Source organism: Simiduia agarivorans SA1 = DSM 21679, from assembly GCF_000305785.2.
Taxonomy (GTDB): Bacteria; Pseudomonadota; Gammaproteobacteria; order Pseudomonadales; family Cellvibrionaceae; genus Simiduia; species Simiduia agarivorans.
This window is the reverse complement of record NC_018868.3, coordinates 1,844,077-1,869,203: the sequence shown is the minus strand read 5'-3', so window position 1 is coordinate 1,869,203 and position 25,127 is coordinate 1,844,077. Positions and strand designations below refer to the sequence as shown.

Annotated in this window: 26 protein-coding genes; 12 read left to right on the top strand and 14 right to left on the bottom strand. The window is 55.8% G+C overall.

Features of this window, described 5'->3' with window-relative positions; all coding sequences use genetic code 11:
• The first annotated feature begins 160 nt into the window (after positions 1–160).
• A complete protein-coding gene (locus M5M_RS08255; RefSeq protein WP_015047037.1) occupies positions 161–835 on the top strand; it encodes a 50S ribosomal protein L11 methyltransferase in 675 nt (224 codons plus the stop codon).
• Here M5M_RS08255 and sthA read toward each other — a convergent pair.
• The 3 genes from sthA to M5M_RS08240 are packed head-to-tail and all read right to left on the bottom strand — an operon-like array spanning position 801 to position 4,517.
• Positions 801–2,201 carry a Si-specific NAD(P)(+) transhydrogenase gene (gene sthA, locus M5M_RS08250; protein ID WP_015047036.1) on the bottom strand — a complete coding sequence of 467 codons (1,401 nt, stop codon included), beginning with the start codon at positions 2,199–2,201 and terminating at the stop codon, positions 801–803. The two genes, M5M_RS08255 and sthA, sit on opposite strands and share 35 nt — an antisense overlap.
• A complete protein-coding gene (locus tag M5M_RS08245) occupies positions 2,198–3,058 on the bottom strand; it encodes an HDOD domain-containing protein (RefSeq protein WP_015047035.1) in 861 nt (286 codons plus the stop codon). Before M5M_RS08245 ends, sthA begins: the two co-directional genes overlap by 4 nt.
• A 43-nt stretch (positions 3,059–3,101) precedes the next feature.
• On the bottom strand, positions 3,102–4,517 hold the full coding sequence (locus tag M5M_RS08240) for a protein adenylyltransferase SelO (protein ID WP_015047034.1): 1,416 nt from the start codon (positions 4,515–4,517) through the stop codon (positions 3,102–3,104).
• 98 nt (positions 4,518–4,615) lie between these two features.
• Between M5M_RS08240 and M5M_RS08235 the strand changes: the two genes are divergently transcribed.
• Complete coding sequence (locus M5M_RS08235; protein WP_015047033.1) at positions 4,616–5,164, top strand: hypothetical protein; 549 nt, start codon at positions 4,616–4,618, stop codon at positions 5,162–5,164.
• A 46-nt stretch (positions 5,165–5,210) separates the two neighbouring features.
• Here M5M_RS08235 and M5M_RS08230 read toward each other — a convergent pair whose 3' ends face one another.
• Both M5M_RS08230 and M5M_RS08225 read right to left on the bottom strand, forming a co-directional pair.
• Positions 5,211–6,410 carry a TonB family protein gene (locus M5M_RS08230; RefSeq protein WP_015047032.1) on the bottom strand — a complete coding sequence of 400 codons (1,200 nt, stop codon included), beginning with the start codon at positions 6,408–6,410 and terminating at the stop codon, positions 5,211–5,213.
• A gap of 171 nt (positions 6,411–6,581) precedes the next feature.
• Positions 6,582–7,097 carry a hypothetical protein gene (locus M5M_RS08225; RefSeq protein ID WP_015047031.1) on the bottom strand — a complete coding sequence of 172 codons (516 nt, stop codon included), beginning with the start codon at positions 7,095–7,097 and terminating at the stop codon, positions 6,582–6,584.
• Between the two features lie 162 nt (positions 7,098–7,259).
• Here M5M_RS08225 and M5M_RS08220 point away from each other — a divergent pair, with 162 nt between their 5' ends.
• Complete coding sequence (locus M5M_RS08220; protein ID WP_015047030.1) at positions 7,260–7,958, top strand: cyclic nucleotide-binding domain-containing protein; 699 nt, start codon at positions 7,260–7,262, stop codon at positions 7,956–7,958.
• A 65-nt stretch (positions 7,959–8,023) separates the two neighbouring features.
• Here the strand turns inward: M5M_RS08220 and M5M_RS08215 are convergent, their stop codons facing one another.
• Both M5M_RS08215 and glpE read right to left on the bottom strand, forming a co-directional pair.
• Positions 8,024–8,368 (bottom strand): ComEA family DNA-binding protein, encoded by a 345-nt coding sequence (locus M5M_RS08215; protein WP_015047029.1) that lies wholly within the window; start codon positions 8,366–8,368, stop codon positions 8,024–8,026.
• Complete coding sequence (glpE, locus tag M5M_RS08210) at positions 8,365–8,697, bottom strand: thiosulfate sulfurtransferase GlpE (protein ID WP_015047028.1); 333 nt, start codon at positions 8,695–8,697, stop codon at positions 8,365–8,367. Before glpE ends, M5M_RS08215 begins: the two co-directional genes overlap by 4 nt.
• 197 nt (positions 8,698–8,894) lie before the next feature.
• Here glpE and M5M_RS08205 point away from each other — a divergent pair, with 197 nt between their 5' ends.
• The 4 genes from M5M_RS08205 to M5M_RS19465 are packed head-to-tail and all read left to right on the top strand — an operon-like array spanning position 8,895 to position 14,543.
• Positions 8,895–10,019, top strand: a complete 1,125-nt coding sequence (locus M5M_RS08205) for an efflux RND transporter periplasmic adaptor subunit (protein ID WP_015047027.1) — start codon at positions 8,895–8,897, stop codon at positions 10,017–10,019.
• On the top strand, positions 10,016–13,192 hold the full coding sequence (locus M5M_RS08200; protein WP_015047026.1) for an efflux RND transporter permease subunit: 3,177 nt from the start codon (positions 10,016–10,018) through the stop codon (positions 13,190–13,192). The genes M5M_RS08205 and M5M_RS08200 overlap by 4 nt, the downstream gene beginning before the upstream one ends.
• Positions 13,189–13,872, top strand: a complete 684-nt coding sequence (locus M5M_RS08195) for a flagellar brake protein (protein WP_015047025.1) — start codon at positions 13,189–13,191, stop codon at positions 13,870–13,872. The genes M5M_RS08200 and M5M_RS08195 overlap by 4 nt, the downstream gene beginning before the upstream one ends.
• Before the next feature lie 44 nt (positions 13,873–13,916).
• Positions 13,917–14,543 carry a hypothetical protein gene (locus tag M5M_RS19465; protein ID WP_015047024.1) on the top strand — a complete coding sequence of 209 codons (627 nt, stop codon included), beginning with the start codon at positions 13,917–13,919 and terminating at the stop codon, positions 14,541–14,543.
• A gap of 7 nt (positions 14,544–14,550) precedes the next feature.
• Here the strand turns inward: M5M_RS19465 and M5M_RS08185 are convergent, their stop codons facing one another.
• Together M5M_RS08185 and M5M_RS08180 are read right to left on the bottom strand one after the other, a co-directional pair.
• Positions 14,551–15,735 (bottom strand): CaiB/BaiF CoA transferase family protein, encoded by a 1,185-nt coding sequence (locus tag M5M_RS08185; RefSeq protein ID WP_015047023.1) that lies wholly within the window; start codon positions 15,733–15,735, stop codon positions 14,551–14,553.
• A gap of 15 nt (positions 15,736–15,750) precedes the next feature.
• Entirely contained in the window at positions 15,751–16,941 is a 1,191-nt protein-coding gene (locus tag M5M_RS08180) for an acyl-CoA dehydrogenase (protein WP_015047022.1), read from the bottom strand.
• A 148-nt stretch (positions 16,942–17,089) separates the two neighbouring features.
• Here M5M_RS08180 and M5M_RS08175 point away from each other — a divergent pair, with 148 nt between their 5' ends.
• Entirely contained in the window at positions 17,090–17,968 is an 879-nt protein-coding gene (locus tag M5M_RS08175; RefSeq protein WP_015047021.1) for a LysR family transcriptional regulator, read from the top strand.
• 254 nt (positions 17,969–18,222) lie between these two features.
• Here the strand turns inward: M5M_RS08175 and M5M_RS20140 are convergent, their stop codons facing one another.
• On the bottom strand, positions 18,223–18,837 hold the full coding sequence (locus M5M_RS20140; protein ID WP_016389305.1) for a hypothetical protein: 615 nt from the start codon (positions 18,835–18,837) through the stop codon (positions 18,223–18,225).
• A gap of 391 nt (positions 18,838–19,228) precedes the next feature.
• Between M5M_RS20140 and dinB the strand changes: the two genes are divergently transcribed.
• Together dinB and M5M_RS08160 are read left to right on the top strand one after the other, a co-directional pair.
• On the top strand, positions 19,229–20,299 hold the full coding sequence (dinB, locus tag M5M_RS08165; protein ID WP_016389303.1) for a DNA polymerase IV: 1,071 nt from the start codon (positions 19,229–19,231) through the stop codon (positions 20,297–20,299).
• Positions 20,300–20,524: 225 nt separating this feature from the next.
• The gene (locus M5M_RS08160) at positions 20,525–21,328 is read left to right on the top strand and encodes a hypothetical protein (RefSeq protein WP_015047018.1); all 804 of its coding nucleotides are present in this window, start codon (positions 20,525–20,527) and stop codon (positions 21,326–21,328) included.
• A gap of 38 nt (positions 21,329–21,366) precedes the next feature.
• Here the strand turns inward: M5M_RS08160 and M5M_RS08155 are convergent, their stop codons facing one another.
• Positions 21,367–21,729 carry a HopJ type III effector protein gene (locus M5M_RS08155; protein WP_015047017.1) on the bottom strand — a complete coding sequence of 121 codons (363 nt, stop codon included), beginning with the start codon at positions 21,727–21,729 and terminating at the stop codon, positions 21,367–21,369.
• Between the two features lie 513 nt (positions 21,730–22,242).
• Between M5M_RS08155 and M5M_RS08150 the strand changes: the two genes are divergently transcribed.
• Positions 22,243–22,665: an ExbD/TolR family protein gene (locus M5M_RS08150; protein ID WP_016389302.1), complete on the top strand. Its 423-nt coding sequence runs from the start codon at positions 22,243–22,245 to the stop codon at positions 22,663–22,665.
• A gap of 56 nt (positions 22,666–22,721) precedes the next feature.
• On the opposite strand, the gene M5M_RS08145 is transcribed toward M5M_RS08150, so the two are convergent.
• Entirely contained in the window at positions 22,722–23,336 is a 615-nt protein-coding gene (locus M5M_RS08145; protein ID WP_015047015.1) for a class I SAM-dependent methyltransferase, read from the bottom strand.
• Between the two features lie 30 nt (positions 23,337–23,366).
• Positions 23,367–24,260 carry a TIGR01777 family oxidoreductase gene (locus M5M_RS08140; protein ID WP_015047014.1) on the bottom strand — a complete coding sequence of 298 codons (894 nt, stop codon included), beginning with the start codon at positions 24,258–24,260 and terminating at the stop codon, positions 23,367–23,369.
• A 110-nt stretch (positions 24,261–24,370) separates the two neighbouring features.
• On the opposite strand from M5M_RS08140, the gene M5M_RS08135 reads away from it, so the two are divergent.
• Positions 24,371–24,772, top strand: coding sequence for a DUF5329 family protein (locus M5M_RS08135; protein WP_015047013.1), 402 nt, complete (start codon positions 24,371–24,373; stop codon positions 24,770–24,772).
• On the opposite strand, the gene M5M_RS08130 is transcribed toward M5M_RS08135, so the two are convergent.
• The gene (locus tag M5M_RS08130; RefSeq protein ID WP_015047012.1) at positions 24,745–25,125 is read right to left on the bottom strand and encodes a putative signal transducing protein; all 381 of its coding nucleotides are present in this window, start codon (positions 25,123–25,125) and stop codon (positions 24,745–24,747) included. The two genes, M5M_RS08135 and M5M_RS08130, sit on opposite strands and share 28 nt — an antisense overlap.
• Between the last annotated feature and the right edge of the window lie 2 nt (positions 25,126–25,127).

Sequence of the window (25,127 nt, the reverse complement as noted above, 5' to 3'; positions counted from 1 at the left end):
TTTCCCGTTTCTCCTTGTCCCGAAGTCGCTTGCGCGACTCCATGGGGTTACTATGCCCTCGCTGGCGTCAGATTTCTGTTACCCAGTTCCTTTTTTAATACTTTCTGGTTAATCAGTGTACAGTTTTTATCCTTTTTTACCAGTACAGGTGAGCCGCTAAATGGGACCATTGGGTCACGCCGACCAGCTTCTGGCTTTGTTTCAAGCGTCAGTGCCGGGTGGTCAGCTGCGGCTGCAGCGTCTTCCGTGTGAGCGCTTACTTCGCCTGTGGCTTGCAGATCCTGAGACCTTTGGAACGCGCTTTGATGATCAGGTGGTCAGTGCGATCATGGCGGCGCCGCCCTATTGGAGTTTTTGCTGGGCCTCCGGTCAGGTGTTGGCCGGTCGGATTCTGGCTAATCCCGACTGGGTCGCGGGCAAACGGGTACTGGATCTGGGTTGCGGCTCCGGCGTGGTGGCGATTGCGGCGGCTTTGGCGGGCGCGCGTGAAAGCATTGCCTGTGATCTGGATGCGGCGGCGTTGGTGGCAGCGCAAGCCAACGCGGGCGCCAATGGCGCGCAAATACGCATTGCGCCGGCTCTTGAGGCAATTCATGGGCCTGTGGATGTATTGTTTGGCGCTGATATTTTGTACGACCCGGATAATCGCCCGTTGCTGTCCAGATTACCGACTCTTGCGGATGAAGTGTGGGTGGCGGATTCCCGGGTAAAGGACTTCTCAGAGCCCGGCTATGTGAAGGTGGCCACCGAGCAGGCGACCACCTTTCCGGATATGGGGGAGTGGGAGGGCTTTAACCAGGTTAACCTTTACCGCGCTGCTCGCGTTGCCCGATGACGGACAAGGCGGCGACCCGGTAGGCCTCGGCCAGGGTGGGAAAGTTAAAAATACTTTCCACAAAAATATCTACCGGTGACTGCGACAGTAAAGCCATTTGACCGATGTGAATGAGTTCAGTCGCACCTTCTCCCACAATACTGACGCCCAGCAGTTCTTTACCGTCCGGTGCGCAGATGAGTTTCAACATGCCGTCCTGGATGTCGCTGATCTGACCGCGGGCAATTTCTTCGAAATTGGCTTTACCGACGATAACTTCGCCGTGCTTGTCGCGTGCCTGTTGTTCGGTGAGTCCGACGGCGGATAACTCGGGAATCGCATAAATACCCGACGGAATGGTGCTCGCGATGCGGCCCATTATAATGCCAATGGCGTTGCAGGTTGCGCGGCGCCCCTGTTCCATGGACGTCGACGCCAGGCTGGGCGGACCGATCACGTCGCCGGCGGCGAAAATGTTTGCCACACTGGTGCGGAGATTGTTGTCCACCGGAATCAGGCCGCGGTCGCTCAGGCTAAGACCGGCGTTTTCAATAGCCAGATCCTTCACATTGGCGATGCGACCTGCGGCGCACAAAAGTTTTTCACTTTTGATCTCCAGGCCATTGTCGCAACGCGTGATAACCCCGGCCAAGCCGTCAAACTCGGCGCTGACCACATTGTGCTCGCCCAACCAGGTGCCACCCATCGACTCGAAGGCGTGGACAAATTTGTCGGTCAGATCCTGATCCAGAAATCCCAACGGGCGTGGATACTTGTCGATCATGGTGACTTTGACCCCAAGGGCCTGAAAAATCGACGCATATTCGCTCGCGATTACGCCGCCACCGAGTACCGTCAGGCTGCGCGGCAGGTACAGCATCGACAGCACGGAATCCGAGTCGAAAATGTATTCGTGATCGACGGCAATGTTGTCGGGCTTACGCGGAAAAGACCCGGTAGCGATAATGATGTTTTGTGCCTTGATGCAGTAATCGGCGTCGCGGACGCGGGCGATCTCCAGAGTATGGCTATCGATAAACTTAGCGCGGCCATGGATCCGGGTGATGTTATTGCGGTCTATTTGTTTGCGCATGTACTGGTCGTGTGCCAGCAGCACCTGATCGAGCCGATTGATCAGAGTGACCATTTCGGTATCTTCCGCCAGCTGGAAATTGGCCAGCGCGGCATTGGCGCGCATATTTTTTACCCGTAGCGCATTTTCGCGCAGGGTTTTACTAGGAATTGTGCCGCGGTGAACACAGGCGCCGCCCAACACTTTGTCGCGCTCAACGATGGCAACTTTTTTGCCGGCCTTGGCACCTTGCACTGCAGCTTTTTGCCCGGCCGGGCCGCTGCCTATCACTACCAGATCAAAGTCGTAGCTCATCGCCCCAGCATTGCCTCCATGGTACTTTTAATATCGTCTTTCTTATCCATCAGCGTGGCGATTTCATCATCGTACAAGTTGAGGTCTGCCAATACCGGCAATTCGCCCAGTGCCGCGGCACCAAGGACCTCCGGTTTTAGCAGGTGCGTGGCAAATGCAGCACCACCGTTGATCATGGTGGTTTGTTCGCGCGCCAGATTCGCGTTTTCATAGGCGTGGAAAAACTCGATTGACTCACACACAATCTGTGGCATCTGCCAGCGTTGAGCCACGGCGATACCCACCGGCGTGTGGTATTTTTCTTCCAGTAGTTGCATGTCCTGTTCGGTCAGTTCGGTGTCATTTTTTTTTGCCAGTTCCAGCAGGCACTGGATCGTTACCGGACGGCCGATCGAGTGCAAAAGGCCGCACAGGAATGTGGCTTCCACATTGCGCCGGCATACCCTGGCGATCTCCTTGCCCCAGAGAGCCGTGGCCAATGCGTGACGCCAGATATAATTGATATGCGATTCATAGCCGGGGGCTTTGAACATTTTGGCTGAGATGGATGCGGCTAACGCGATATCGCTGATCAGGTTCATGCCCAGTCGGGTGATGGCCTGTTGCAACGACACCAGTGATGCGTTGGGCGTGTAGGCAGCGGAGTTGGCAATGTGCATGACGTGGCCAGCCAGGGCCTGATCGCTCTGTATCAGTTGCGCCAGTTTGGCGGCGTCGGACTCCGGGTCCTGGGATAACGTGACCACCTTACTGGCCACCTCGGGCAGCATGGGGACATCCAGTTGTCGCTGATCGATTTTGTGCTGGAGTTGTCCGGCCACGGTATTGGCGGCATCGGAGAGTGCTTGGTCTGACATGGTTTGAGCATTCCGGTTGGCAGGGGATCAAACCAAGTGTAGATCAACTTGAGCAGCTTATCGGTTTGGCGCGCAAATGCGCAGGTGGTGGCTGGACCCAGGGTTCTTTGAGTCGCGCTGGTGCATAGGGTTGCTGAAGCGCCTGCATCAGATCCGCCAGCAGGCTGTAATCACCAGCCTCGGCCGCCTCTATCACCGTTTGTGCATGGTGATTGCGCAGCACCAGTAATGGATTAATCTGTCGCATGGCGGCAATGGTTGTATCGTCCGCGTTTGCGTCGCACAGGCGCTGGTAGTCCGCCATCCATTGGTCAGCCCGTGGCCGATCGATGCACAGGTCTCTGGCACTCTGCGGGTCCTGACTCAGTCTGGCAAAAAATGTTGTGTAATCCACCTGATCCTGCTCCAACAACGACAGCAGATCTGTCAGCAGTGCATGCTTTTGCTCAGACGGGTCGGATGTCAGCCCCAGTTTCGCCATCATCAACTGGTGATAATGCTGGCTCAGTTCCTGCTCGTACCCGGCCAGAATCCGGCGCAGGGTATCCATTGGCAGCAGAGCGGAAAAGGTATGCGCCAACGCGTTCAGATTCCAGAGCCCGATATTGGGCTGACGGTCAAACCGGTAACGGCCCTGATCATCGCTGTGATTACAAATGTGGCCGGGGTCAAACCGATCCAGAAAGGCGAAGGGACCAAAATCAAAGGTTTCGCCAATCAACGACATGTTGTCTGTATTCATCACGCCGTGGGCGAAGCCGATGGCTTGCCAATGGGCAATCATCCGCGCGGTGTTTTGGGTGGCCATTTCCAGCAACGCTTGTGCCTGCTGAGCGGTGTCTGCGTCCAGCGCGAGATAGCGACGGGCACAGTAATCAATCAGCTGCGCCAGCTGTGGCTCCATGCGTTGGTAAAAAAAGTATTCGAAATGCCCGAAGCGGATATGGCATTGACTCACGCGCAGCAGGCCGGCTCCGGTTTCTAATTGCTCGCGCTGCACAGGCTCATCGCTGGCGGCGATAGCCAGTGCACTGCTGCTGGGAACGCCCAGAGCATTGAGTGCCGCCGACGCCAGATACTCGCGGATACTCGAGCGCAACACGGCGCGGCCATCGCCGAACCGCGAATAGGGGGTTTTACCGGCACCCTTCAGGTGCAGATCATAGCGATGGTCTCCCACCCGCCATTCGCCCAGGAGCAGGCCGCGACCGTCGCCCAACTGTGGGCTGAAGCCCCCAAACTGATGGCCTGCATAGACCATGGCAAAGGGCTCGATGTCGTCGGGCAAGTCCTGGCCCTCGACCAGCTGGCGGGCGAGCTCGGCATCCATCTGTAAAGTGGCGAGCAACGACTGATTGCAGTGAATCAGCTGCGCGCCCTGCAATGGTGCGGGTGAGACCCGGGTGCCGAAGTCGGCGCCAAGCCGGGCAAAGCTGTTGTCGAACTTTGGGGTAATCATCTTTATACTCAGGTCAAGACGGAGAGCTTGCGCGGTCCTTGAGCCGGGCATAATGCCATAGTTGATTGTGGACTTCAGTCGCCACATCGGAGTGCAGCATGGAAGAAAACAGGGATCTCGTCTGGGATCTGGACCAGTTCAGCGAACGCGAGCGCGCCCATGAGTTTGTGATGGGGTTCGAAAACCGCTTGTGTGTGTTCTCGTTTTCGGTCAACCAGCTGTACACCAACTACAATATCTTTGTGCCCAGGGAAGAAAACCGCAAAATAGTCATTTTGCCCAACCCGTATGCTCACCACGACACGTTCAATAATGTGCCTGAGGCGGCAGTGTTTCCCACTGGGTTGCATATTGTGCCAGGTAAAGGCCCCGGGCAACCGTTGTTACTGAGCATCCCTTTCAAAAGTGGCAAAACCAAGCACCGGTTGGTGCCGTTGCAGGTCGGGTTGCGCTTGGTTAATCAGCAGCGGCCGCCGGAAAAGCCTTTTCTACCGGTATTGATGAAAGGCGATTTGCGCGAAATGAATGCGTCTACGCCCTGCCTGCACCTCAATGCCATTAATCTGGATAGGGTTCCGGATCTGTCCTCATTAGACAAGGCCGGGGTGCAGCGGGTTATTCTGGCGCGGCTGGCCGAATTGAAGTGAAAGTAAACGCCATAAAAAAAGGCCAGCATTTGCTGGCCTTTTTTAATTATTCCTTCGGAATTGCGAAGGTGATGGGTAAGGTGAATTCGAACTTCTCACCCAACACATCGGCAGGCATCGGTGGGAACGGGTCGGACCGTTCCACCGCTTTCAAGGCTTCGGTATTCAACAGTGAATGGCTGGAGTCCTCCAGCGTTTGGGTTTCCAATACCTTGCCGTTGCGATCAATCATGACCGCAATCCGCACGCTGCCTTCCTGCCCGCGCTGCAGCGCGCGCTTGGGATAGCGGATATTTTTATAGGTCCAGCGCAGTAGCTTGGAGAAGTACAGCTGCCGGCTGACCAGGGACGCGGCGGTCAGCAGTGGCTCTTCTTCCTCTTCCAGTTCTTCATCATCAAGAAATGCGTTGTTTACTGGCGGTGCCGAGGCTTTTGCCACCTGAGTGGGTTTGGGCGCCGGTTTTGCTGCTTCCGCAACCTGCGGCTTGGGCGCTTCTACCTTGGGCTTCTCGATCGCTTGCTCTTTGGGCGCAGGCGGCGTGGGCTTGGCTTCGATGGTGGGGGCTGAAACGGTCGGCTTGGGTGCGGCTGCGACCACCGTTGCAGCCGCGGCGGTTGCCGCAGCCACAGGTGCTGGCGCAGGTTTTGGCGCGTTCATGGATTTGGCGGCGGCGATGCGCTCGGCGCTGGGCTCTGTGGTTTGGTAGCGAGCCAACAGATTGGCGTCGATGTTGCCACCGGCCATGATCTGATTGCGGAAATCGGATGACAGGGGCACGCTGCCAACCCAGGTAGACAACAGCATGTTAAACAAATCGGGCGCCCGACGGATATCGCCCAGTTTGACGCCATTGAAGGATACGGTGATACCTTCGTTGGGCAGGTCATCGATGGTGAGCCGGTCGCCTTCGCGCAGGCGGGTTTTGACCATACCGGTAAAGTCCACCATGCCATCGGCATTCTTTTGCAACGTATCGCCGGCCACATTGATGGCCATGCCTTCAATCCAGACCCGGTTCAGACTCCGGGAAGAAACGCCGGAGGCGGTGAAGCGGAGCTCCAGCCGGCGCTCGCCGCCGGGCGTCAGCGCACTGGTGACGTCACTGGTGGTCGATGGCAGGTAGAGTGCTGCAAGAAACTGCTCCTGCCCCAACTTGTTATAAGGGGCAACACCGTTCAGAAGCGGCTCACTGTATGCTTCAAGAACGAAAAAGCTGGCAATGAACGCCGCTGCCAAGCGTCCCATTCGTTTAATCATGGTGGCAAATCACTCTCTATTGGTTTGAATCGATTCTTATAGCTACCAGTTACAAGAAGCCACTGGCATTAATGCCAATGCCTTACTCTACCCGCTTCAGTATTTACTGCAAGAGGCGATTTAGAGAGGGCCGGGCGTAGGGGCCCGGCACCAGAGGATCTAAAGATGATGGGGGTGCAGGGGGTTGTTCCAGGTGCTGCCGTTACCCGCGGCCTGCGCCTCGGGGTGGTGGCTCATCATGCGGGCAATACGGGGTGAGTCGGTATCCACCATAACCAGGACCTTCCCTCTGTCGAGGGCGGCCTTAAAGCCAGTCAATTTGTAGTGGCGCAGGGACAGCCCGACAAAGCCGCCCAGCCAGGTGCCGAGTCCGGTGCAGAATATGAATAGCCCGATATAGGCAAGGGGCCCGGCCTCCGACAGCCAGCCGCCGGCCCACATCAGCAGGCATGCCAGGCTGCCGACTGCCAGGCCCAGCAGTAATCCGCTCTCTCCGGCCGGCAGCAAATCGGTGGTTTCCAGCAAATTGGCCGTGGGCAGGTGGCGGCGTTCGAGTTCGGCGTCATTTTCCGCGACCAGATGCACGTTGCCGGGTGGCAGGCCCTGCAAACATAAGTCATTGGTGATGTGGCTGGCGGCTTCGGCATTGTCCGCCAAATAGTACAGTCGTTGCATGGGGCCTCCACGGGGTTGGAGTTAAGGGGGAACGACCTCTGAATACTGTTAACCCATTCTTAAACTATAGTTGGCGCATTGGGTAAAATGTGCCTGTTAACAGACCTGCTTGGTCTAAACCTATAAATAGCGGTTATATAAAGCTGCAGTTCCCGGGAAAATATGGAAATCAAGCCACTCAGTCGCTTCCCTCGAGAAGCTTTGGAGGCACTTCTGGCGCCTCTTCCCTTTTATAAAGCGGTGAAGCAGGAAGACCCTGAGCAATTCAATGTGCTTTTGCGGCATTCGCGCATTGTTGAGTTTCGTCCCGGTGAAGTGGTTATGCGCCAGGGCGACCGGGATCCCTGGTTGTACTTTTTGCTGAAAGGGCAATTGGCGGTGTTTGCGCCGAACAAAGAAGACAAGCAGGTCATCAACTATATAACCCCTGGCGAAGTATTCGGGGATATTGCCGCCCTGGTGGGGCAGGAACGGTCGGCCACCGTGGTTGCCGATTTCAACTGCAAGCAGGTCGTAGCATTCGGAACCGACTTCAAGGCGTTTGGCGAGCTGGAAAATTTTGGTGTGATCAAATTGGCCACCAAGCTGTGCTACTACCGAAATTGTGTGCACAGCCTCCGATGGAAGCTGGAGGTCTACCGGATGCGTTATCCCGATAGCCCGTTGGCTTCAAAGCATCGCAGTATCAAACTTTACGTGGGTCAAAAAGGTGGGCGCGAAGAACTGCAGGCGCTGCACCATCAGGCTTGTGATCTGGCACTGTTGTTGTTGGCGTGGAACCGTGAGTTCGGTGCCCTGATGATAAACAGTGCCTCAAATTCCGCGCCCAGCCCCGAGTTGGTGGAAAAGGTGTCGCACTGAACGGTGTCGCACTGAATGGTGTCGCACTGAAGGGGGCGTATTGATGGGCCCAGGACAAGCGCCCGTTAAATGCACCCCATAGTCCTCAGCGCGTTGCGCTGTTCTTCGGTCAGCCCCTCGATGGCTTGCAACTGATCCATGGATTCGATGGGCCTTGCGTCCATGATCCGTTTGGCACACGCGGCGCCTACCTTGGGTATCCGTTGCAGTGTGGTTTTGTTAGCGGTGTTCAGATTGATCAGGGGTGCTTCAGGTACCGCCGTGGGTGCTTGCTGCAATTGCCTACGCAGACTGGCAATTTCTGCTCTGAGGTCTCTCAGGTCATCGGCATGGGCCAGATGCAAGAACCTGAGCCGCGACACCAAATAGCCTATGGCCAAAAGCAGGCCAATGAAAATCCAAATGCTCATTCTGATGCTCCTTGGGCACATTGATCTGGGAATTCTATCGACCACTGGCTGAAGCCGCCGTTGAGACTATAGGTCGTCTCGAAGCCCTGTTCGGCCAGAAACTGAGCCGCCCCCTGACTACTGTTGCCGTGGTAGCAGCACACCAATACGGGTTGATTGCGCGCCTGGTGTGACAGAAATTCGCTCAGGTTGTCGTTGCTCAGGTGGGTGGCGCCCCTGATATGGCCGGCTTGGAAGCTTTGCGGATCCCTGATGTCCACAATACACACCGGCGCCTGCATCAACTGGTGCGCTTGCTGGGGGTCAATGCGGGCGTAACGTCCTGGCATGGTAAGTCCTCTGTTCAGGGGCTATCGACAATCCGTAATGCCCTCGCGGGCGTAGGAAAAGTAAACTGATCGGTGTATCATGCGCCACAACCGGTTTTGGCGGCTGATGTGCACAAAATAGCGCTTTTAGTGCATGTTTTGTAGCGAAATAGTGAAACTGGCCCGTCGTTCTTTCATCTCTGCACAAGTTATCGATTATGAATGCTATCCGAAGCCTCTGGGCGCAAAAGAATTATCGTCTGGCCATCATTATTGCGTCGGTTTTATCGCTGTGGATGTTGTCCGGGTTACTGAAGCCGGAAAGGGAACAGCCCGCGCGCGCAGAGCCGGACGCAGTCAATGAACCCGCTCGGGAATCGGTGCGGGCAGCGATAGTGCGGGCGGAGCCCTATCAACGGCAATTGCGTGTCAGGGCTCGCACCGAGCCCAATCGCGCGGTGGATGTGCGTGCGGAAACCTCCGGGCGGGTTGTGGCGCTGCCGGTGGCCGAAGGCGCGAGTGTACGCAAAGGCGACCTGATCTGTGAGCTGGCTGAAGAAGATCGCGCCTTAAAGGTGCAGGAAGCCGAAGTGAATCTGCGTAAAGCCCAGATAGATTTTGACGGATCTCAACGACTCAAGTCCCAGGGCTACCAGAGCCAATCTGCCATTGCAGCAGCCGAAGCGGCGCTCAGTCAGGCGCGCTCGGCGTTAAAGCGTCAGCAGCTCGAGCTCGCCTATACCCAATTGCGCGCGCCCTTTGATGGCGTGGTGAATCGCAGGCCGGTGGAATTGGGCGCGTTCATGCAACGCGGTGACGTGTGTGCCACGGTGATTGATCTTGATCCCCTGGTGTTGGCAGGGCAGGTTGCAGAAAACGAAGTGTTTGCACTGAAGGCCGGGCAAACCGCTAGCGGGCGGGTGAACGGTCGGCAAGTAGACGGCAGTGTGCGCTACGTCAGCCGGGATGCGGAGCCACAAACCCGTGCATTTTTGATGGAAGTGGCTGTGGCCAACCCCGGACAGGCGATTGGCGGCGGTCTGACCAGTGAGCTGTTTATCGATTTGCCGGTGCAACCTGCCCACGCCATTTCGCCCGCCCTGCTGGCACTGGGTGATGAGGGTAGCGTGGGGGTGAAAATTATTGATGCGGATGAACGGGTGGCCTTTATGCCGGTCACCATTCTGGGTGACAACACGCGCGGCGTGTGGGTTTCAGGGTTACCGGATCCGGTTACCCTGATCACCGTGGGGCAGGAATACGTTGCAGTGGGACACCCTGTGGATTATGTCCTGGAAACGCAGCAGGAGACGGCCGCCGAGACCGCTGAGGTTCAACCATGAGCGTGCTCAAGTCAGCGGTCAGCCGATCCCGCGCCACGCTTTCCATTTTGGTGCTGATTCTGCTCACCGGTATTTTTGCTCGCAGCAATATGACGGTGGAGGCCAATCCCAATGTATCGGTCCCGTTTATTTTTGTGCAGGTCTACTTAGACGGTATCTCGCCCGAAGACGGTGCCAGGCTGCTGGTAAGGCCGTTGGAAAAAGAGTTGCGCACCATTGAGGGCGTGGACGAAATCATTGCGACCTCGCGTGAATCCATATCCTATCTGTTGGTCAAATTTGAAGCCGAAGAAGATGTGCAGCGGGCGCTGCGTGAAACCCGGGTTGCCGTGGACCGCGCCAAAGCTGAATTGCCGCCCACCGCAGAAGAACCGATCGTAAAAGAAATTTCCGCGACACCCATGCCGGCGATTGTAGTGACGCTCGGTGGCGATGCTGTGCAGGAGCGGACCCTGTATCAGTCGGCCCAAACCCTTAAGCGTCGCATCGAAAATATGCCCAGCGTTTTGGGTGCATATCTTGTTGGTGCGCGCGAAGAAGTAGCCGAAGTGGTGGTCGATCCGGCTAAGCTGGAACACTACCGCATCACCGCTTCAGAATTGGCCAATGCCGTGGGCAATAACAACCGTCTCGTGCCAGCTGGTGAAATGGATACCGGCAAAGGGCGGTTTGCCATCAAAGTGCCCGGATTGATAGAAACCGCGGAAGATGTATTCAGCCTGCCCATTAAGTTCACGAATACCGGGGTTGTTACCCTGGGTGATGTTGCTGATGTGCGGCGCACGTTTAAAGACCCCGACCGTTTCACCACGGTGAATGGCAAGCGCGCCATGACCATTGAAGTGGAAAAACGTAATTCTGCCAATTCCACCGATGTTGCCGAAGGTGTCAGGGCGTTGGTTGATGGCATGCGTGCAGAACTGCCGGCGGGCATAGAAATCAACTACGTGCTCGATCAGTCGGATTTCACCCGCGGCATGGTCAGCGAAATGGAAGGTAATATCGTCACCGCCATGGCGTTGGTGATGATTATTGTGGTGTCCGCGCTGGGCTTCCGCTCGGGTTTGTTGGTGGGCTTTGGCATCCCTTTTTCGCTGTTGTTTGCGTTGATCATCGTCAGCCTGTTGGGTTTCTCGTTCAACTTCATGGTGATGTTCGGCATGTTGTTGGCACTGGGCATGCTGATCGACGGCGCCATTGTGATCACCGAGTTTGCCGATCGGAAAATGGCAGAGGGGCTTACCAGCAGGGTGGCCTATGAAATTGCGGTCAAGCGCATGTTCTGGCCTGTGGTGGCGTCTACCGCAACCACATTGGCTGCGTTTTTACCGATTATGTTCTGGCCTGGTGTGGCGGGGCAATTTATGCGCTATCTGCCCGTGACCGTGTTTGCTGTTCTGGTGGGCTCGCTGGTCTACGCACTGTTTTTTGCGCCGGTGCTGGGGTCTTTGATGGGGCGTACCCGCATGTCACTGGAAGTGCAGAATTATCTTAAAAGTCTGGAGTCCGAAGAACCGACCCGGCTGGGCGGTATTACGGGTGCCTATGCGCGGGTACTGAAAAAACTTATGCGCTGGCCGGCACTGGTCGCTCTGGCGACGTTTATGGGACTGTTTGGCATTTTCCAGACTTACGGTGCCTATAACGCCGGCGTGGAATTCTTCACCGAAACGGAGGAAAAATACGGCACCGTTGCTGTGCGTGCACAAGGCAACTTCTCCGTTTATGAAATGGAAGCACTGGTCTCGGAGGTCGAGCAGCGGGTTTTGCAGGTGGATGGTGTGTATGTGGTGTATACCGCAACTGGCAGAGGCTCCAGCAGCCAGAGTGGCAATCGCGAATCCTCCAAAGACCAGATCGGTACCATGCTGGTGGAACTATACGATCCGGCAACGTTGGGCCGCTCAAGCCATGCGGTGTTTGCCGAGATCCGTGAAAAAACCGCCGATATGGCCGGCATAAAAGTCTCTGCCGATCCGTTTGAGGGCGGGCCTCAGCAAGGCAAACCGATCCAGATTCAATTGGAGTCCATTCACAGTGACGTGCTGATGCGGGAGACACGGCGGTTACGCGATGCGCTGGAGCGCGAGTTTCCAACCCTGCGCGATATCGTCGATACAAGTCCGCTGCCTGGCATCGAATGGGAAATGCAGGTGGATCGCGCGGTGGCTGCGCAGTTGGGTGTGAGCATGGTGGATGTGGGGCACGCAGTCTCACTGGTGACCAATGGTGTCAAAGTCAGTGAATACCGCCCGGACGATGCCGATGACGAAGTGGATATCCGCGTGCGATTTCCGATGGATGCCCGAGGCGTCGGGGTATTGGATTCGTTGCGTATCGCGACATTGAACGGGCCTGTGCCTATGAGTAGCTTTGTGACCCCGGTGGCCAAGCCCAAAGTGGATAAGGTGCAGCGCAACAATGGCATCGAGGTGATGACGGTCAAGGCCGATGTGCAACCGGGTGAGGTAGTCGATACTGAAGTTAAAAAAATTCAGGCCTGGCTGGAACAGCATCCGCTGGATCCCCGCGTCAGGGCAGTGTTTCGTGGCTCGAATGAAGAACAGGCTAAATCCTTTGCGTTCCTGAGCGTAGCGTTTTCGCTGGCCTTGTTTCTCATGTTTATTATTCTGGTGACCCAGTTCAACAGTTTTTATCAGGCCGCCCTGATTCTTTCAGCGGTAATCATGTCGACCGCCGGGGTCTTGCTTGGTTTGCTGCTAACCCAATCCACCTTCAGTGTTATTCTCACCGGGGTCGGGATAGTCGCGCTTGCCGGGATCGTGGTGAACAACAATATTGTTTTGATTGATACCTTTAATCACCTGCGGGAAAAACAGCCGGATCTGGCGCCCATTGACGCCATTGTCATGGCCTGTGCGCAGCGCCTACGGCCGGTATTTCTGACCACCGCCACGACCATTCTCGGGTTGTTGCCTATTGCAACCAATATGTCGGTGGACCTGATCGGGCGCGATGTGGTTGTAGGTGGTGTTGTGGCCAGCTTCTGGGTGCCGTTGGCGAGCGCGATTGTCTATGGTCTAATCTTCTCAACAATTCTGACGCTATTGGTGACCCCAGCCATGCTGCTGTTGCCTGCTCGTTTGAAAGTGCTGGCGTTGAAATTGTTGGATAAAATCGACCCCAATCGCAAAGTGACCGTCAGTGAATGAGTGAGTCTGGAAGTAAGACATTTGAGCAGTATCAGCTGCCTTTCGGGTATCCGCTGGCGCTGGAAGGCGCCAGTGCGGGCGGCTCGCCGTTTAAATTTGCGTCAAAGTTGGTGGGCTGTGTGCCCGGTGAATACCTGTTGGTGACCTTACCGAAAGCGGCCAAGGCCTCCAGTATTCGCTCTGGGCAGAAGCTGTTGGTGAAAATCATGGCGGGCAATGGCATTCTGGCGTTTGCCAGCCAGGTTGAACAGATTATCACTCATCCGAAGGCGCTGATTTTCCTCAGCTATCCTGCCCGCCTGAGTTTTAAGGAAATCCGCGGGGCTACCCGCATCGAGCTGCAATTGCCGGTGTCGGCCAGTGTAACCCAGGGGCTGCAAACGGCTACGGCGGATGGGCTCTACTCCGATATCAGCGTACTTGGCGCGAGAGTTGCGCTCACTGCGCCCATCGCCGAAGTGGGCGATGTGATCACGCTGAATAGTCAGATTGAACTGGTGAAGTTTTCCGGCACTTTGTCACTCGAGGCGGTGGTGCGCGCGAGGGTAGAGCGCAGCACACAGGAAATGGCATCCGGTCATCCTGCCGTGTATGGCGTGGAGTTTCTCGAAATGGAGGAGAAGCAACGGTTGATGCTCTATGCTTTTGTATATTCCATTATGGCCGGCTCCGGTACCTGAACCCTGCCTGTCCGGCCCGGTTATTCATCAGGGGCTGGAGCGGTATGCGTAAAACTCTTCTTGCATGTTCAATTAGCTTTTTGCTGAGTGCACCGCTCACGCTTGCGTCTGAGCTGGATATCAATCGACTCTGGCTGCCTAAAAGCTATGCCTTGCATTGGACGTCATTACGAGCGGTTGCCGAGTCTGCAGTGGCTACCGATCGATGTGTTACGCTGGTTCGCGGTGAAATCGCACGGACCAAAAGCACGCCCGAGCACCCTGTGTTCGGCATTACCTGTCGCGATGAAAACAGCCGTACATTTCTGTTGTTATACGATGGACTGACCCTGGCGTCGTTGGATGTGAGTAGTGGGGAAGCCAAGGTCGACTACGACCCCAGCATTCTGGAGCGGCCGTTTTATGAGCATTGCCTGAGCCGCTGGCAGGAAGAACTGGTTAATATGAAAGATCTGTCCTGGCTGGACAGCATTGAGAACTGGCGCGCCAGCCGGATAGATGAGTTTGAACGCGATGGCAGCCCCGGCGCGCATTTCTACTTTGAGCGACATTTCGACGCCACTGATATTGCCGGTGCACCGCTGGAATACACCGCTTATTGTGACGGCGAAAACATTGCCTCTGCCACCACCCGGATCGCTCCAAGGGCGGCCAATCAGCCGGGCCGGTAAGACGGGTTTAATCGCCGTTCAGCCAATCCGTTATAACCTCGCTCTGGTGCTCTGCCAGTTTGGGCGGTGCCTGACGCAGGTTCAGATCGCTTCTGCCGAAATGAATCGGGTTGCCGGGTAAAGTCACTGTGCCCGTGACAGGGTGCTCCAGCTCAACGCGCATGCCGCGGTGCAGTATTTGCGGGTCACTGAACACCTGATCGACTGAATTGATTGGCCCGCACGGGACACCCAGGGGTTCCAGCAGGTCTAACCAGGCTTGTGTGGTATTGGCGGCCAACAGTGCGGCGACTTCGGCACAAATGTGTTCCCGGTGGGCGATGCGGGCCGGATTGGTCGCGTAACGAGGGTCGTCTGCCAGTTCGGGTTTGCCGGCTGCCTGGCAGAATTTTTTGAACTGTCCATCGTTGCCGACTGCCAGGATCATGTGGCCGTCGGCGGTGGCAAACGCCTGGTAGGGAACGATATTCGGGTGTGCGTTGCCCATGCGTTTTGGCGTGATGCCGCCCACCAGGTAGTTGGTGGCCTGATTCGCCAGCACTGCCGCCTGCACGTCGAATAACGCCAGATCAATGTATTGCCCCTGACCGCTGCGTTCGCGCTCCAGCAGTGCACTTTGGATTGCAATAGTGGCATACAGGCCGGTAAACAAATCGGTGACCGCAACGCCCACTTTTTGAGGCCCTGCGCCCGGCATTCCGTCGGGCTCGCCGGTAATGCTCATGAGTCCGCCCATACCCTGGATCATGAAGTCATAGCCCGCGCGCTGGCTGTAAGGGCCGGTTTGGCCAAAGCCCGTGATTGAGCAATACACCAGCCGGGGGTTGGCTGACTTGAGCGCGTCGTAATCCAGGCCGTATTTTTTGAGCCCGCCGACTTTGTAATTCTCCAGAATCACATCGGCCTTTTGCGCCAGCTGATGGATGATTTTCTGATCGTCCGGTTGGGTGATATCCAGTGCGATCGAGCGCTTGCCCCGGTTAGCGGCCATAAAGTAAGCCGCGTCTTCGGTATCCTCGCCATTGCGGTCTTTCAGGTAGGGTGGGCCCCAATGGCGGGTGTCATCACCCGCACCGGGACGTTCGACTTTCACCACATCGGCCCCCAGATCTGCCAGCAACTGACCGGCCCAGGGGCCAGCCAGAATGCGGGACATATCCAGTACCTTTAAACCATGTAAAGGCGTGTTCATCATCGATTGCTTCGATTAATAAAAGGCCTGGATGCCGGTTTGAGACCGGCCCAGAATCAGCGCATGAACGTCCTGGGTGCCTTCGTAGGTGTTGACGACTTCCAGGTTGACCATGTGGCGCATGACGCAGTATTCATCGGAAATACCGTTGCCGCCGTGCATGTCGCGGGCTTCGCGGGCGATCTCCAACGCTTTTACACAAGAGTTGCGCTTCAGCAAGGAGATCAGCTCGGGCGCCAGTTGGCCTTGGTCTTTCAATTGTGCGGCGCGCAGGCAGCCCTGCAGCGCCAGGCTGATATCGGTTTGCATGATCGCCAGTTTTTTCTGGATCAGCTGATTGGCAGCCAGCGGGCGGCCAAACTGTTTGCGTTCCAGTGTGTAGTCGCGCGCAGAGTGCCAGCAGGCTTCGGCTGCGCCCAGTGCACCCCATGAAATGCCCAGGCGAGCGCTGTTCAGACAACCGAACGGGCCTTTCAGGCCGGTCACGCCGGGCAACAGGTTTTCTTCTGGCACAAACACATCGTCCATTACGATTTCACCGGTGACCGATGTACGCAACGCCAGTTTGCCTTCGATTTTGGGCGCGGACAGACCTTTCATGCCTTTATCGAGAATAAAACCGCGGATGACCTGCTCGTCATCTTTTGCCCACACCACGAATACATCGGCGATGGGCGAGTTGGTGATCCACATTTTTGCACCGCTCAGACGATAACCTCCGTCGGTTTTGCGTGCCCGTGTCACCATGCCGGCGGGATCCGAGCCGTGGTCGGGCTCTGTCAGGCCGAAACACCCGATCCATTCGCCGCTTGCCAGTTTTGGCAGGTACTTTTCTTTCTGTGCTTCCGAGCCGTAGGCGTAGATCGGGTACATTACCAAGGATGACTGTACGCTCATCATGGAGCGGAAGCCGGAGTCTACGCGCTCGACTTCGCGTGCAATCAAACCATAACTCACGTAGCTCACCCCCGGGCAGCCGTAGCCCTGCAGAGGCGAGCCGAGCAAGCCCAGTTCGCCCATCTCGCGGAAAATGGCGGGGTCGGTGGTTTCATTACGGAATGAGTCGCGCACGCGGGGCAGCAGTTTATCTTGCGCGTACTGGTGGGCGGTGTCGCGCACCATGCGTTCTTCTTCAGTGAGTTGCAGATCCATCAGGAACGGATCGGCCCAGTCAAAATTTTTCGCCCAGTGGTTTTGCGCGCTCATAATGCACCTCAGGATTCAGGTCCGGCTTCGAAAGGTCTTTGGGATACGGCCAAGATGGGCCGCTACATGACTGGAGAGTGTAGCAAAGGCATTTTCATATAAAAAATATATAATATGTATGGCAGTCATACATTAAAGAGATTGGTTCATGGATATCAGGCAACTTCATGTGTTCATCGCTGTGGCCGACTCCGGCAGTTTTACCAGCGCAGCGAACCAGCTTCACATTGCGCAGTCCGCTATCAGTGTGTCAATCCGAAAGCTGGAACAGTCATTGGGTGTCCAGCTGTTTGATCGCACAGAGCGGCGATCAACGCTGACAGCGGAGGGGCAGGTGTTGTTGTCCCGTGCGCGTCAACTGATTGCACAGTTCGAGCAAACCCGCCTGGAAATGTCGGATTTGGGTGGGCTTAAACGAGGTAAGGTGCGACTGGGCACGTCGGCTATGGTGGGCTCTTACTTTTTACCGTCTTTGATTGCTGAATTCCGTGCCCGCCATCCTGCGATCGATTTCGAGGTGTCCGGAGAAGGCACTCGGGCAGCACAAGCGCGGTTGTTGGCGGGCGATATCGATATGGCGGTAGTGAATCTGCGCGAATTGCCCTCGCAGTTGGCCGGATGTCAGTTGATCGCCCAGAATCTGGTGGCTTGCATGTCGCCTTCGCACCCTCTGGCTACACGTAAACGGGTCGCATTGGAGGATTTATTAGCGCAACCATTGGTGGTGTACGGCAAAGGCTACTTTCTGCGAGATTGGTTAGAAGCCGAGGCACAAAAGCGGGGTGTTGCCCTGCGGATTGCACTCGAAACCAATTTATTGCGTCTGATGACGGAGTATGTTGCTGCGGGCCAGGGGGTAGCGTTGACGTTGGAAATGATGGCCAGTGCGGAACCTGCGTTAAAAGGCGTGCCGATCAGTGGTGCCAAACCGTTGGAATTGGGAATCGCATGGCGAAAAGACAGGTATCTTTCCCTGGCAAACCAGGCATTTGTGGACTTTCTGGTAGAGAGAAACGCGACACAATAAAAAAACCGGGCACCTGAGTGCCCGTTTCTCATAGCACTATCAGGTCTTACTTAGCCTTTGGCTTGCGACCGCGCTTGGCACCGGCTTTTTTAGCGGCTTTTGGCTTGGCGGCTTTCTTGGCAGCTTTTGGCTTGGCGGCTTTCTTGGCCTTAGGCTTGGAAGCTTTCTTGGCTTTGGCAGCGGCTTTCTTGGCTTTGGCTTTTTCCTTGGCAGCGGCTTTTTTGGCAGCTGCTTTGGCTTTGGCGGCGGCTTTCTTAGCTTTGGCTTTTTCCTTGGCAGCGGCTTTTTTTGGCGGCGGCTTTGGCTTTAGCGGCGGCTTTCTTGGCCTTGGCCTTCTCTTTGGCCTTGTCAGCTTTGGCTTTAGCCTTGGCTTTGATGGCGGCTTTCTTGGCCGCTACTTTGGCTTTGGCCGCGTCTTTCTTGGCTTTGGCCTTGGCTTTGGCTGCGGCTTTCTTCTCTGCAGCCTTCTTCTTCTTGGCGATTACAGCCTGCTGCTTGGCGTAAGCCTTGTCCAGCTGGGCGGCAACCTTGTTGTCAGCCTTAATGGCTTTCAGAGCAGCCTTGGCTTCGGTAACAGCGGCTTTTGCATCAGCAGCAGCGGCTTTGGCAGCAGCGGCTTTAGCAGCAGCTTTCTCAACAGCCTTAACAGAGGCTGCAGATTTCTTCTTCTTCTTGGCAGAAGCGAGGGCAGCAGCCGCTTTTTTGGCGTCGGCGGCAGCTTTGGTGGCTGCCTTGTTCAGGGTAGCAATTTCCTTGGAAGCATCAGATTCCTGCTTGGCGCGAGCTTTGGACAGGTCGGCCTGGACTTTTGCCAGTTGTTTTTCCAGTTCTGCAACTGGATTAGCAGCTTTGGTTTTACGTGCAGCCATGGTGTATTTTCCTTGGTTGTTTTTGTGAAAAAAATGCCAGCTGTTTAAGAAAAAAAGGTTCGGCGTGTATACGTTAAGCAATTGTGGTGAAAATTCAAGCAAATTACAAAAAAAATCTGCTGAAAAGTTGAAAAAAAACCAATTTATTTGAAAAAAATATGTTTTTTTCTTCAGTTGAGGGGTCGGTTGGCTTTGCGGGTGCTTTTTTTAAAAAAAAGCGCCCGATTTCGGATCGACAAAATGGCTCCCGAAACAGGCCAAAGAAACCCGGAAAACGAACGTTCTGGTCTTCGTTATTTGTTGGATTGAATTCCCTTTTCGGGCGCTGGCAAAGCACCGGTCAAAACTTTTTTATCTCGCGCACGGCATTTGGCCTGTATATAATTACAGTATGAGCGATAAGCCTTCAGTCCGAAAAATTATTCATATCGACGCCGATTGTTTTTATGCGGCGTTGGAGTTGCGGGATCACCCTGAATTGGTGGGTAAAGCTATTGCTGTCGGTGGTAGCGCGAGTGGCCGGGGTGTGATTTCAACCTGTAACTATGAAGCGAGGCGTTTTGGTATCCATTCTGCAATGCCGACTGCGACGGCATTGCGACTTTGCCCGCATCTGGTGCTGATGCCTCATCGATTTCAAGTCTATAAGCAGGCGTCGAAGGATATGCATGAGATCTTTTCTCATTATGCGTCGGTCATTGAGCCATTGTCATTGGATGAGGCCTATCTGGACGTATCCGACAGCGGACTGTTGTCTGGCAGTGGCACCTTGATAGCGGAGGCAATCAGAAAAGAGGTACGCGCTGCGGTGGGAATCACGGTATCTGCCGGCGTGGCACCTAACAAGTTCCTGGCAAAAGTTGCCAGTGATTGGAATAAGCCTGACGGCCTGTGTGTCATCAAGCCGGCGCAGGTGGCCGGGTTTGTCGCTGGATTGCCGGTAAGCAAGATATTTGGTGTTGGGCGAGTGACCGCGGCCAAAATGCAGTCGTTGGGACTTCATCAATGCAAGGATCTGCAGGCCCGGAGTGAAATGGAGCTGGTTTCCCACTTTGGCAGCTTTGGTTCGCGCCTGTACTCCTTGTGTCGGGGAATAGATCATCGTCCTGTCGCCGCGACGCGTACCCGCAAGAGCATGAGCGTCGAGCACACTTATGCAACAGATCTGATCGGTCGGGATGCCTGCCTTGAACGGGTGCCCGACCTGCTTATTGAGCTTGATCAACGAATGCAGAAAATCGAGTCTGGCCTGTTCATCTCTGGCTGTTTTGTCAAAGTGAAATTTTCGGACTTTTCTGTAACCACCTTGGCCAGAGCGGGTATTAAACCTGGGGCGTGCCTGTATAAGAGTCTGTTTTCAGAGGCGCTGGATCGCCACAACCTTCCGGTCCGGCTCTTGGGGATAGGGGTAAAGTTAGCACCGCGACAGGGTGACGCCGGCGCCCAATTGGCGTTGTTTTAACGGGCCCCTGAAAAAATCATATTGGCGCCTATATATAGAAGGTAGATCGCAGGCATAACGCGCCGACCCCCGATCGTGGATCTGTAGTCTGGCACCGTTCGTTAACTTAGTCCTCTGCAGCTGTCAATCTGGTGATTTTTATTCATGCCACTATAATCCCGCGCCTTTCGCCGGTGAAACCTGCCGGCACTTATTCAGAACCGATGTACTTGAGGTAGTAAGTCTGTGATTGTGTTTTCCGCCACACACAAGGCCAGTGGACGGGCCTTTGTGGGTAGTTGTCGCGTGGATTTGGATTTTCATTGGGCAATGTTGCTCACTCAGGCCGAGGAGGGGGTGCCGGGCCCGCTTTATGATTTGCTCAGGACTGAGGGGGCGGACGGTTTTGACGTGGCGGAGTACGCTGATGCGGACAATGCGCGCGAATTGTCTGCCCTGTGTCGCGAAGCACAGGAGGAATTACAGGCAGAATTGATTCGCTCAGTCACTCAGCGCAAAGAAGTCACCGCCACCATTGATAAATCCCTTCTGGAAGGCACGGATGAAGACGCGGATGACGATTTGGATGGCTGGTTGCAGGATCGGCGTCAGCAGCAAGAGCAGCAACAACTGCAACAGAAGCAGAAGCCACAGCCACTTCAGACGCCCGATCCCGTGCCGGTAAACCCGGCGACCACATCGGTGGCTCTGCGGCAAACCAAAAGCACCGAAGATGCGGCCGATATGCGCGCACTCATTGCCAGCATTGAAGCGCGACGCAAATCCCAGCTGAAATCCTCGGGCCCCGCAAAAAGCGTTCGTTCTGCGTCCAAAGCCAGCAGCCGGAAACCGGCTTCCGGCGGCAAGGCCAAGGTGGAGTCGGCGGCTGCAAGAGAGCGTCGGATCAAGGCCGCGCTCGCCGAGGAAAAAGCCGCCCGTGAAGCCGCTAAACAGCGCAAAGTCGCTGCCGAAGCGGATGATATGGCGGCCCTGATGGCCCGACTGGATGCCCGCACCAAGGTGGCAGAGAGTATTCGTCGCCGACGCTGAGTTTTACGCTGCAACGCGCGTGCAATGACGGGTTGAAGTCAGCGTGATTCCGGGCTGTTGCGCAGCCGTAAAGCCGGCTCGTCAAACTGCAGCCCGGCGTAGCCGGTTTTGATGAATTGTCGGATATTGGCGTGGTCTTTGGCCTGGGGATTGTCCAGTACATCTATGCGGTAGTAATCACCAAAACACTGCAGGCATTCTGATTCACTCAGGCCCAATAACAAGGCCATTGCAAAAATCTTGCAGGAGCCTTCATTTTTGCCCGCTTCATTGACCAGTGGGCCATTGCTGAAGCGGGTTGGGCGGTAATGGAAAGCAGTGTCAATGAATGCCTGAGTGGCTTGAAACGTCTGGCCCTCGGGCGCTTGACGGAGCGCTTGCAGGAAGGGTTCCTGATGCATAGGGATACCTCTGTTTAGGGATAGCTCTGTTTAGGGATAGCTCTGTTGTAGACGCTGGCGGGTTGCCGGAAAACCCTCATAAACCACCAGGTAGCGAGGCTGTGACACACCTCTGCTGCGCCTGTCTGTTGTAAAGGGCGTTTACACTGGCTGTCAGGGCACGCCCTGTCAACTGTACGCTTGCGTTCTGGTTGATCCCGACGGGGTTTCGTTGGCCGGGCTGTTATCCGGGCGGGGTGTCGGCCCCAAGTCTGCACCAGAGGTGTGTTGCTGGTTAAAAATTGTGCTGTTCCGCCCGGTGTCAGACCTTTTTCCGAGGTCAATAGTGACTGATTGCGCCTGCTCAGGCACAATAGGGGCTTGCTTGCGATGGGGGTAAGTCGGTATTGTTACCGCCCATTGCGCATACCGCCCGGGGTGGAGAGTCTGGGGGTGTGTTGGGCGTTGTCGTAGGGCAGGCCCGGATTGGTGGTAATTGACGCGGGCAGGGCTCGCGAGCTTAGGAGAATTATAGTGAGTCGTAGAAGAAAGCACGGCGCAGCAGAAGATAACTCAGAAATTGACCTGACGCCCATGCTCGACGTGGTCTTCATCATGTTGATTTTCTTTATCGTAACCGCGTCGTTTGTTAAAGAGCAGGTTATTGAGACCAACATTCCACCAAAGAATGAACAGCAAAATCCGCCAGATGACGAAAATCCCTCGATCGTTGTAACCGTTCGGGCCAATGATGAAATCTGGATGGAAGAGCGTCGAATTGATATTCGTGCCGTTCGCGCCAACATTGAGCGGATGCACGCAGAAAACCCGAAGGCGGCGGTTGTTGTGCGAGCGCACATCAAGTCCAGCGCCAAGACCTATGTGTCTATCGCGGATGCAGCCCGTGAAGCCAAGGTATACAACGTGGCACTGGTGCCCTTCGAAGAGAAGATCTAGCACCGGATGACCATAAAAAAACCCGCCATTTGGCGGGTTTTTTTATGGCTTGCGAATCAGATATCCAATACCAGCCCCCAGACATTGTGTGGTTCGGGCACATCCCAGTCCGTGTACACTATCTGCTCCATTTCGTCTGAAAAAGCGTCTGCCAGATGCCGGAACGGTTGTCGGCCGGGGTCGGTCAGGACTATCCGGTCAACGCCGGCCTCAATGGCTCGCACCAGTAAATCGGATAGTAAGCCGGTCATCTCATCCCAAAAACAAATGTCTGCACCGATGATGACGTCAAAACCGGCAAGTTGCTCATGGCTGAGATCTTCAAATTTGCCGCAGTAAGTCTGGGCGGTTACGCGATTGAGTGCAGCGTGCAGTTCAACAAAGGGAAAGACGCCCTCATCGGCATCCAGCGAAACGACCTCTGCATCAAAGTGTTTTGCGCAATAGATACCCGCCAGTCCCCAACCACAACCCAGTTCAAGGACTCTGGCGCCGGCGTTAAGCGGGCACTCTCGCAAGTAGTCCATCAGGACAAAACTGGACTTCCAGAATTTGTTACCGTGCAGACTGGCAATGCCCTGCTGCTTGCGTAACCGTCGGATGTCCTTGTGTTGGCTGGTAAGAATAGTCAGCCCAAAGGCCTCCCGTTGATGCTTGTCGATTTCACTCATAGGCTACCTCTTCGCGTGCGCCCAAGTGTATCAAAGGAGGTTATCTAACGCCTCCGCCAGCGTGGCAAACTCGAATGTAAAGCCCTTTTCTGTAAGCGCAGCAGGTTGGCAACGTTGACCCGTGAGCAGCAAATCGCTCAGCTCACCCAGTGCTGCCCTCAGAATCCAGGCCGGAACGGGGAAAATGCAGGGGCGGTGCAGTTGTTGCGCCAGAGCGCGAGCGAATTCACGGTTAGTTACCGGATTGGGTGCGCACAGATTGATGGGCCCTTTCAGGCGGTGGTCGTCCAGAATAAATAGCACTGCCCTGACGTAGTCCTGCGCGTGAATCCAGGGCATGAACTGGCCCCCGTTGCCCAGGCGGCCACCCAGTCCCAGGCTGAAAGGCAGTCGCATTTGCTTCAATAGTCCGCCGGCGCCGCTCAGTACGAGGCCGGTTCGAAGTAAAACCACGCGGCCGGCCGCAGTGGTTTGTGTCAGCGCCGCGGCTTCCCAGTCCCGGCACAACGCGCTGGCGAAATCTGTTCCGGTGGTGGGCGCCTTTTCGTTGGTAAGCTGATCGCCTGTGTCGCCATAAACGCCAACCGCAGAGCCGCTGAGCAACACGCGATCGGCGCGGGGGGCCTTAGACAACCATTCACACAAGACCCGCGTTAAATCAATCCGGCTACTGCGCAGCGCTTGCTTGCGCGACGCGGTCCAGTGTTTTGCCGCGATGGGCTCGCCGGCGAGATTGATAACCGCCTGAAAGGTGTCGGGGGCGGGCAGTTGGTCCAGCTGGCTGACTGCATGAAGCTCGGGCCACAGAGCGTGCGCTTTGGCTGGCGATCGGACCCACAGCCAGATTGTGTGGCCCGCCTGTTGCAACGCCGGTATCAAATGCGAACCGATGAGCCCGGTAGCACCGGTGATGAGTATGCGCATGTATTCTTACCTTGGTCAGTCAGTGCATCAGTATACGCGCGGCGCGCCGGTACCGATGTCTGATTTCTCCTGTGTTAAGCTGCTGTTTGCGGTCGGTTCGGGGAGGCTCCATGCCATTTTTCAGGTTAGCGTTATTCGGATTACTGGCAATTGTGTGGATGCCGACGGCCCTGGCGGCAGATCTGCCGGCATCGGAGCAACAAAGGGTCGCTTTTTTGATTGAGAGTGTAGCGCGGTTGCAGGGGGCAGTGTTTATCCGCAATGGCACTGAGCATCCGGCGGCGGATGCAGCTGAACACCTGACCATGAAATTGCGGCGGGCAAAGAACAGTTGGTTCGCGCCCCCCGCCGAGTCCTGGACCGCCGAACTGTTTATCGACAAGCTGGCCAGTCGTTCCAGCATTTCCGGAAAGCCATACCAGATCCGTTTTGCTGATGGCTCGCTGGTTAACGCCGGTGACTGGTTGCGACAGCAACTGGCCCGCTACGATGCGGGCGCGAGCAGTGATTGACATTGCCAGCACCGCTCGAAGTGCAGCGGGCACTGACTTTGGCAATGGGGGCAAGGACGTTCGGCCTGGCTTGCGTCGGCAGGTGCAGTCAGGTCATTGATGATTTGGGCCGCGCGCGCGGCGTCCTTTGAATCCACCCAAAGCTCTGGCCAACAATCAAATACGCCCAGATCACCTGAGGCCCCGGCGGCAAACTCGTTGCGTACCTGCGAGGCTATGCCGGCAAAATCCAGAGCGTTTCTGGCCAGCTGGAGCAAGAATAAATTTTCGGCGCTGTAGACCCGTTTCATTTCAGCGGGCCGTTGATCGGGTGAGGCATTCAAAATGTCCTGACGGCTATGCTGTCCTTTCAATA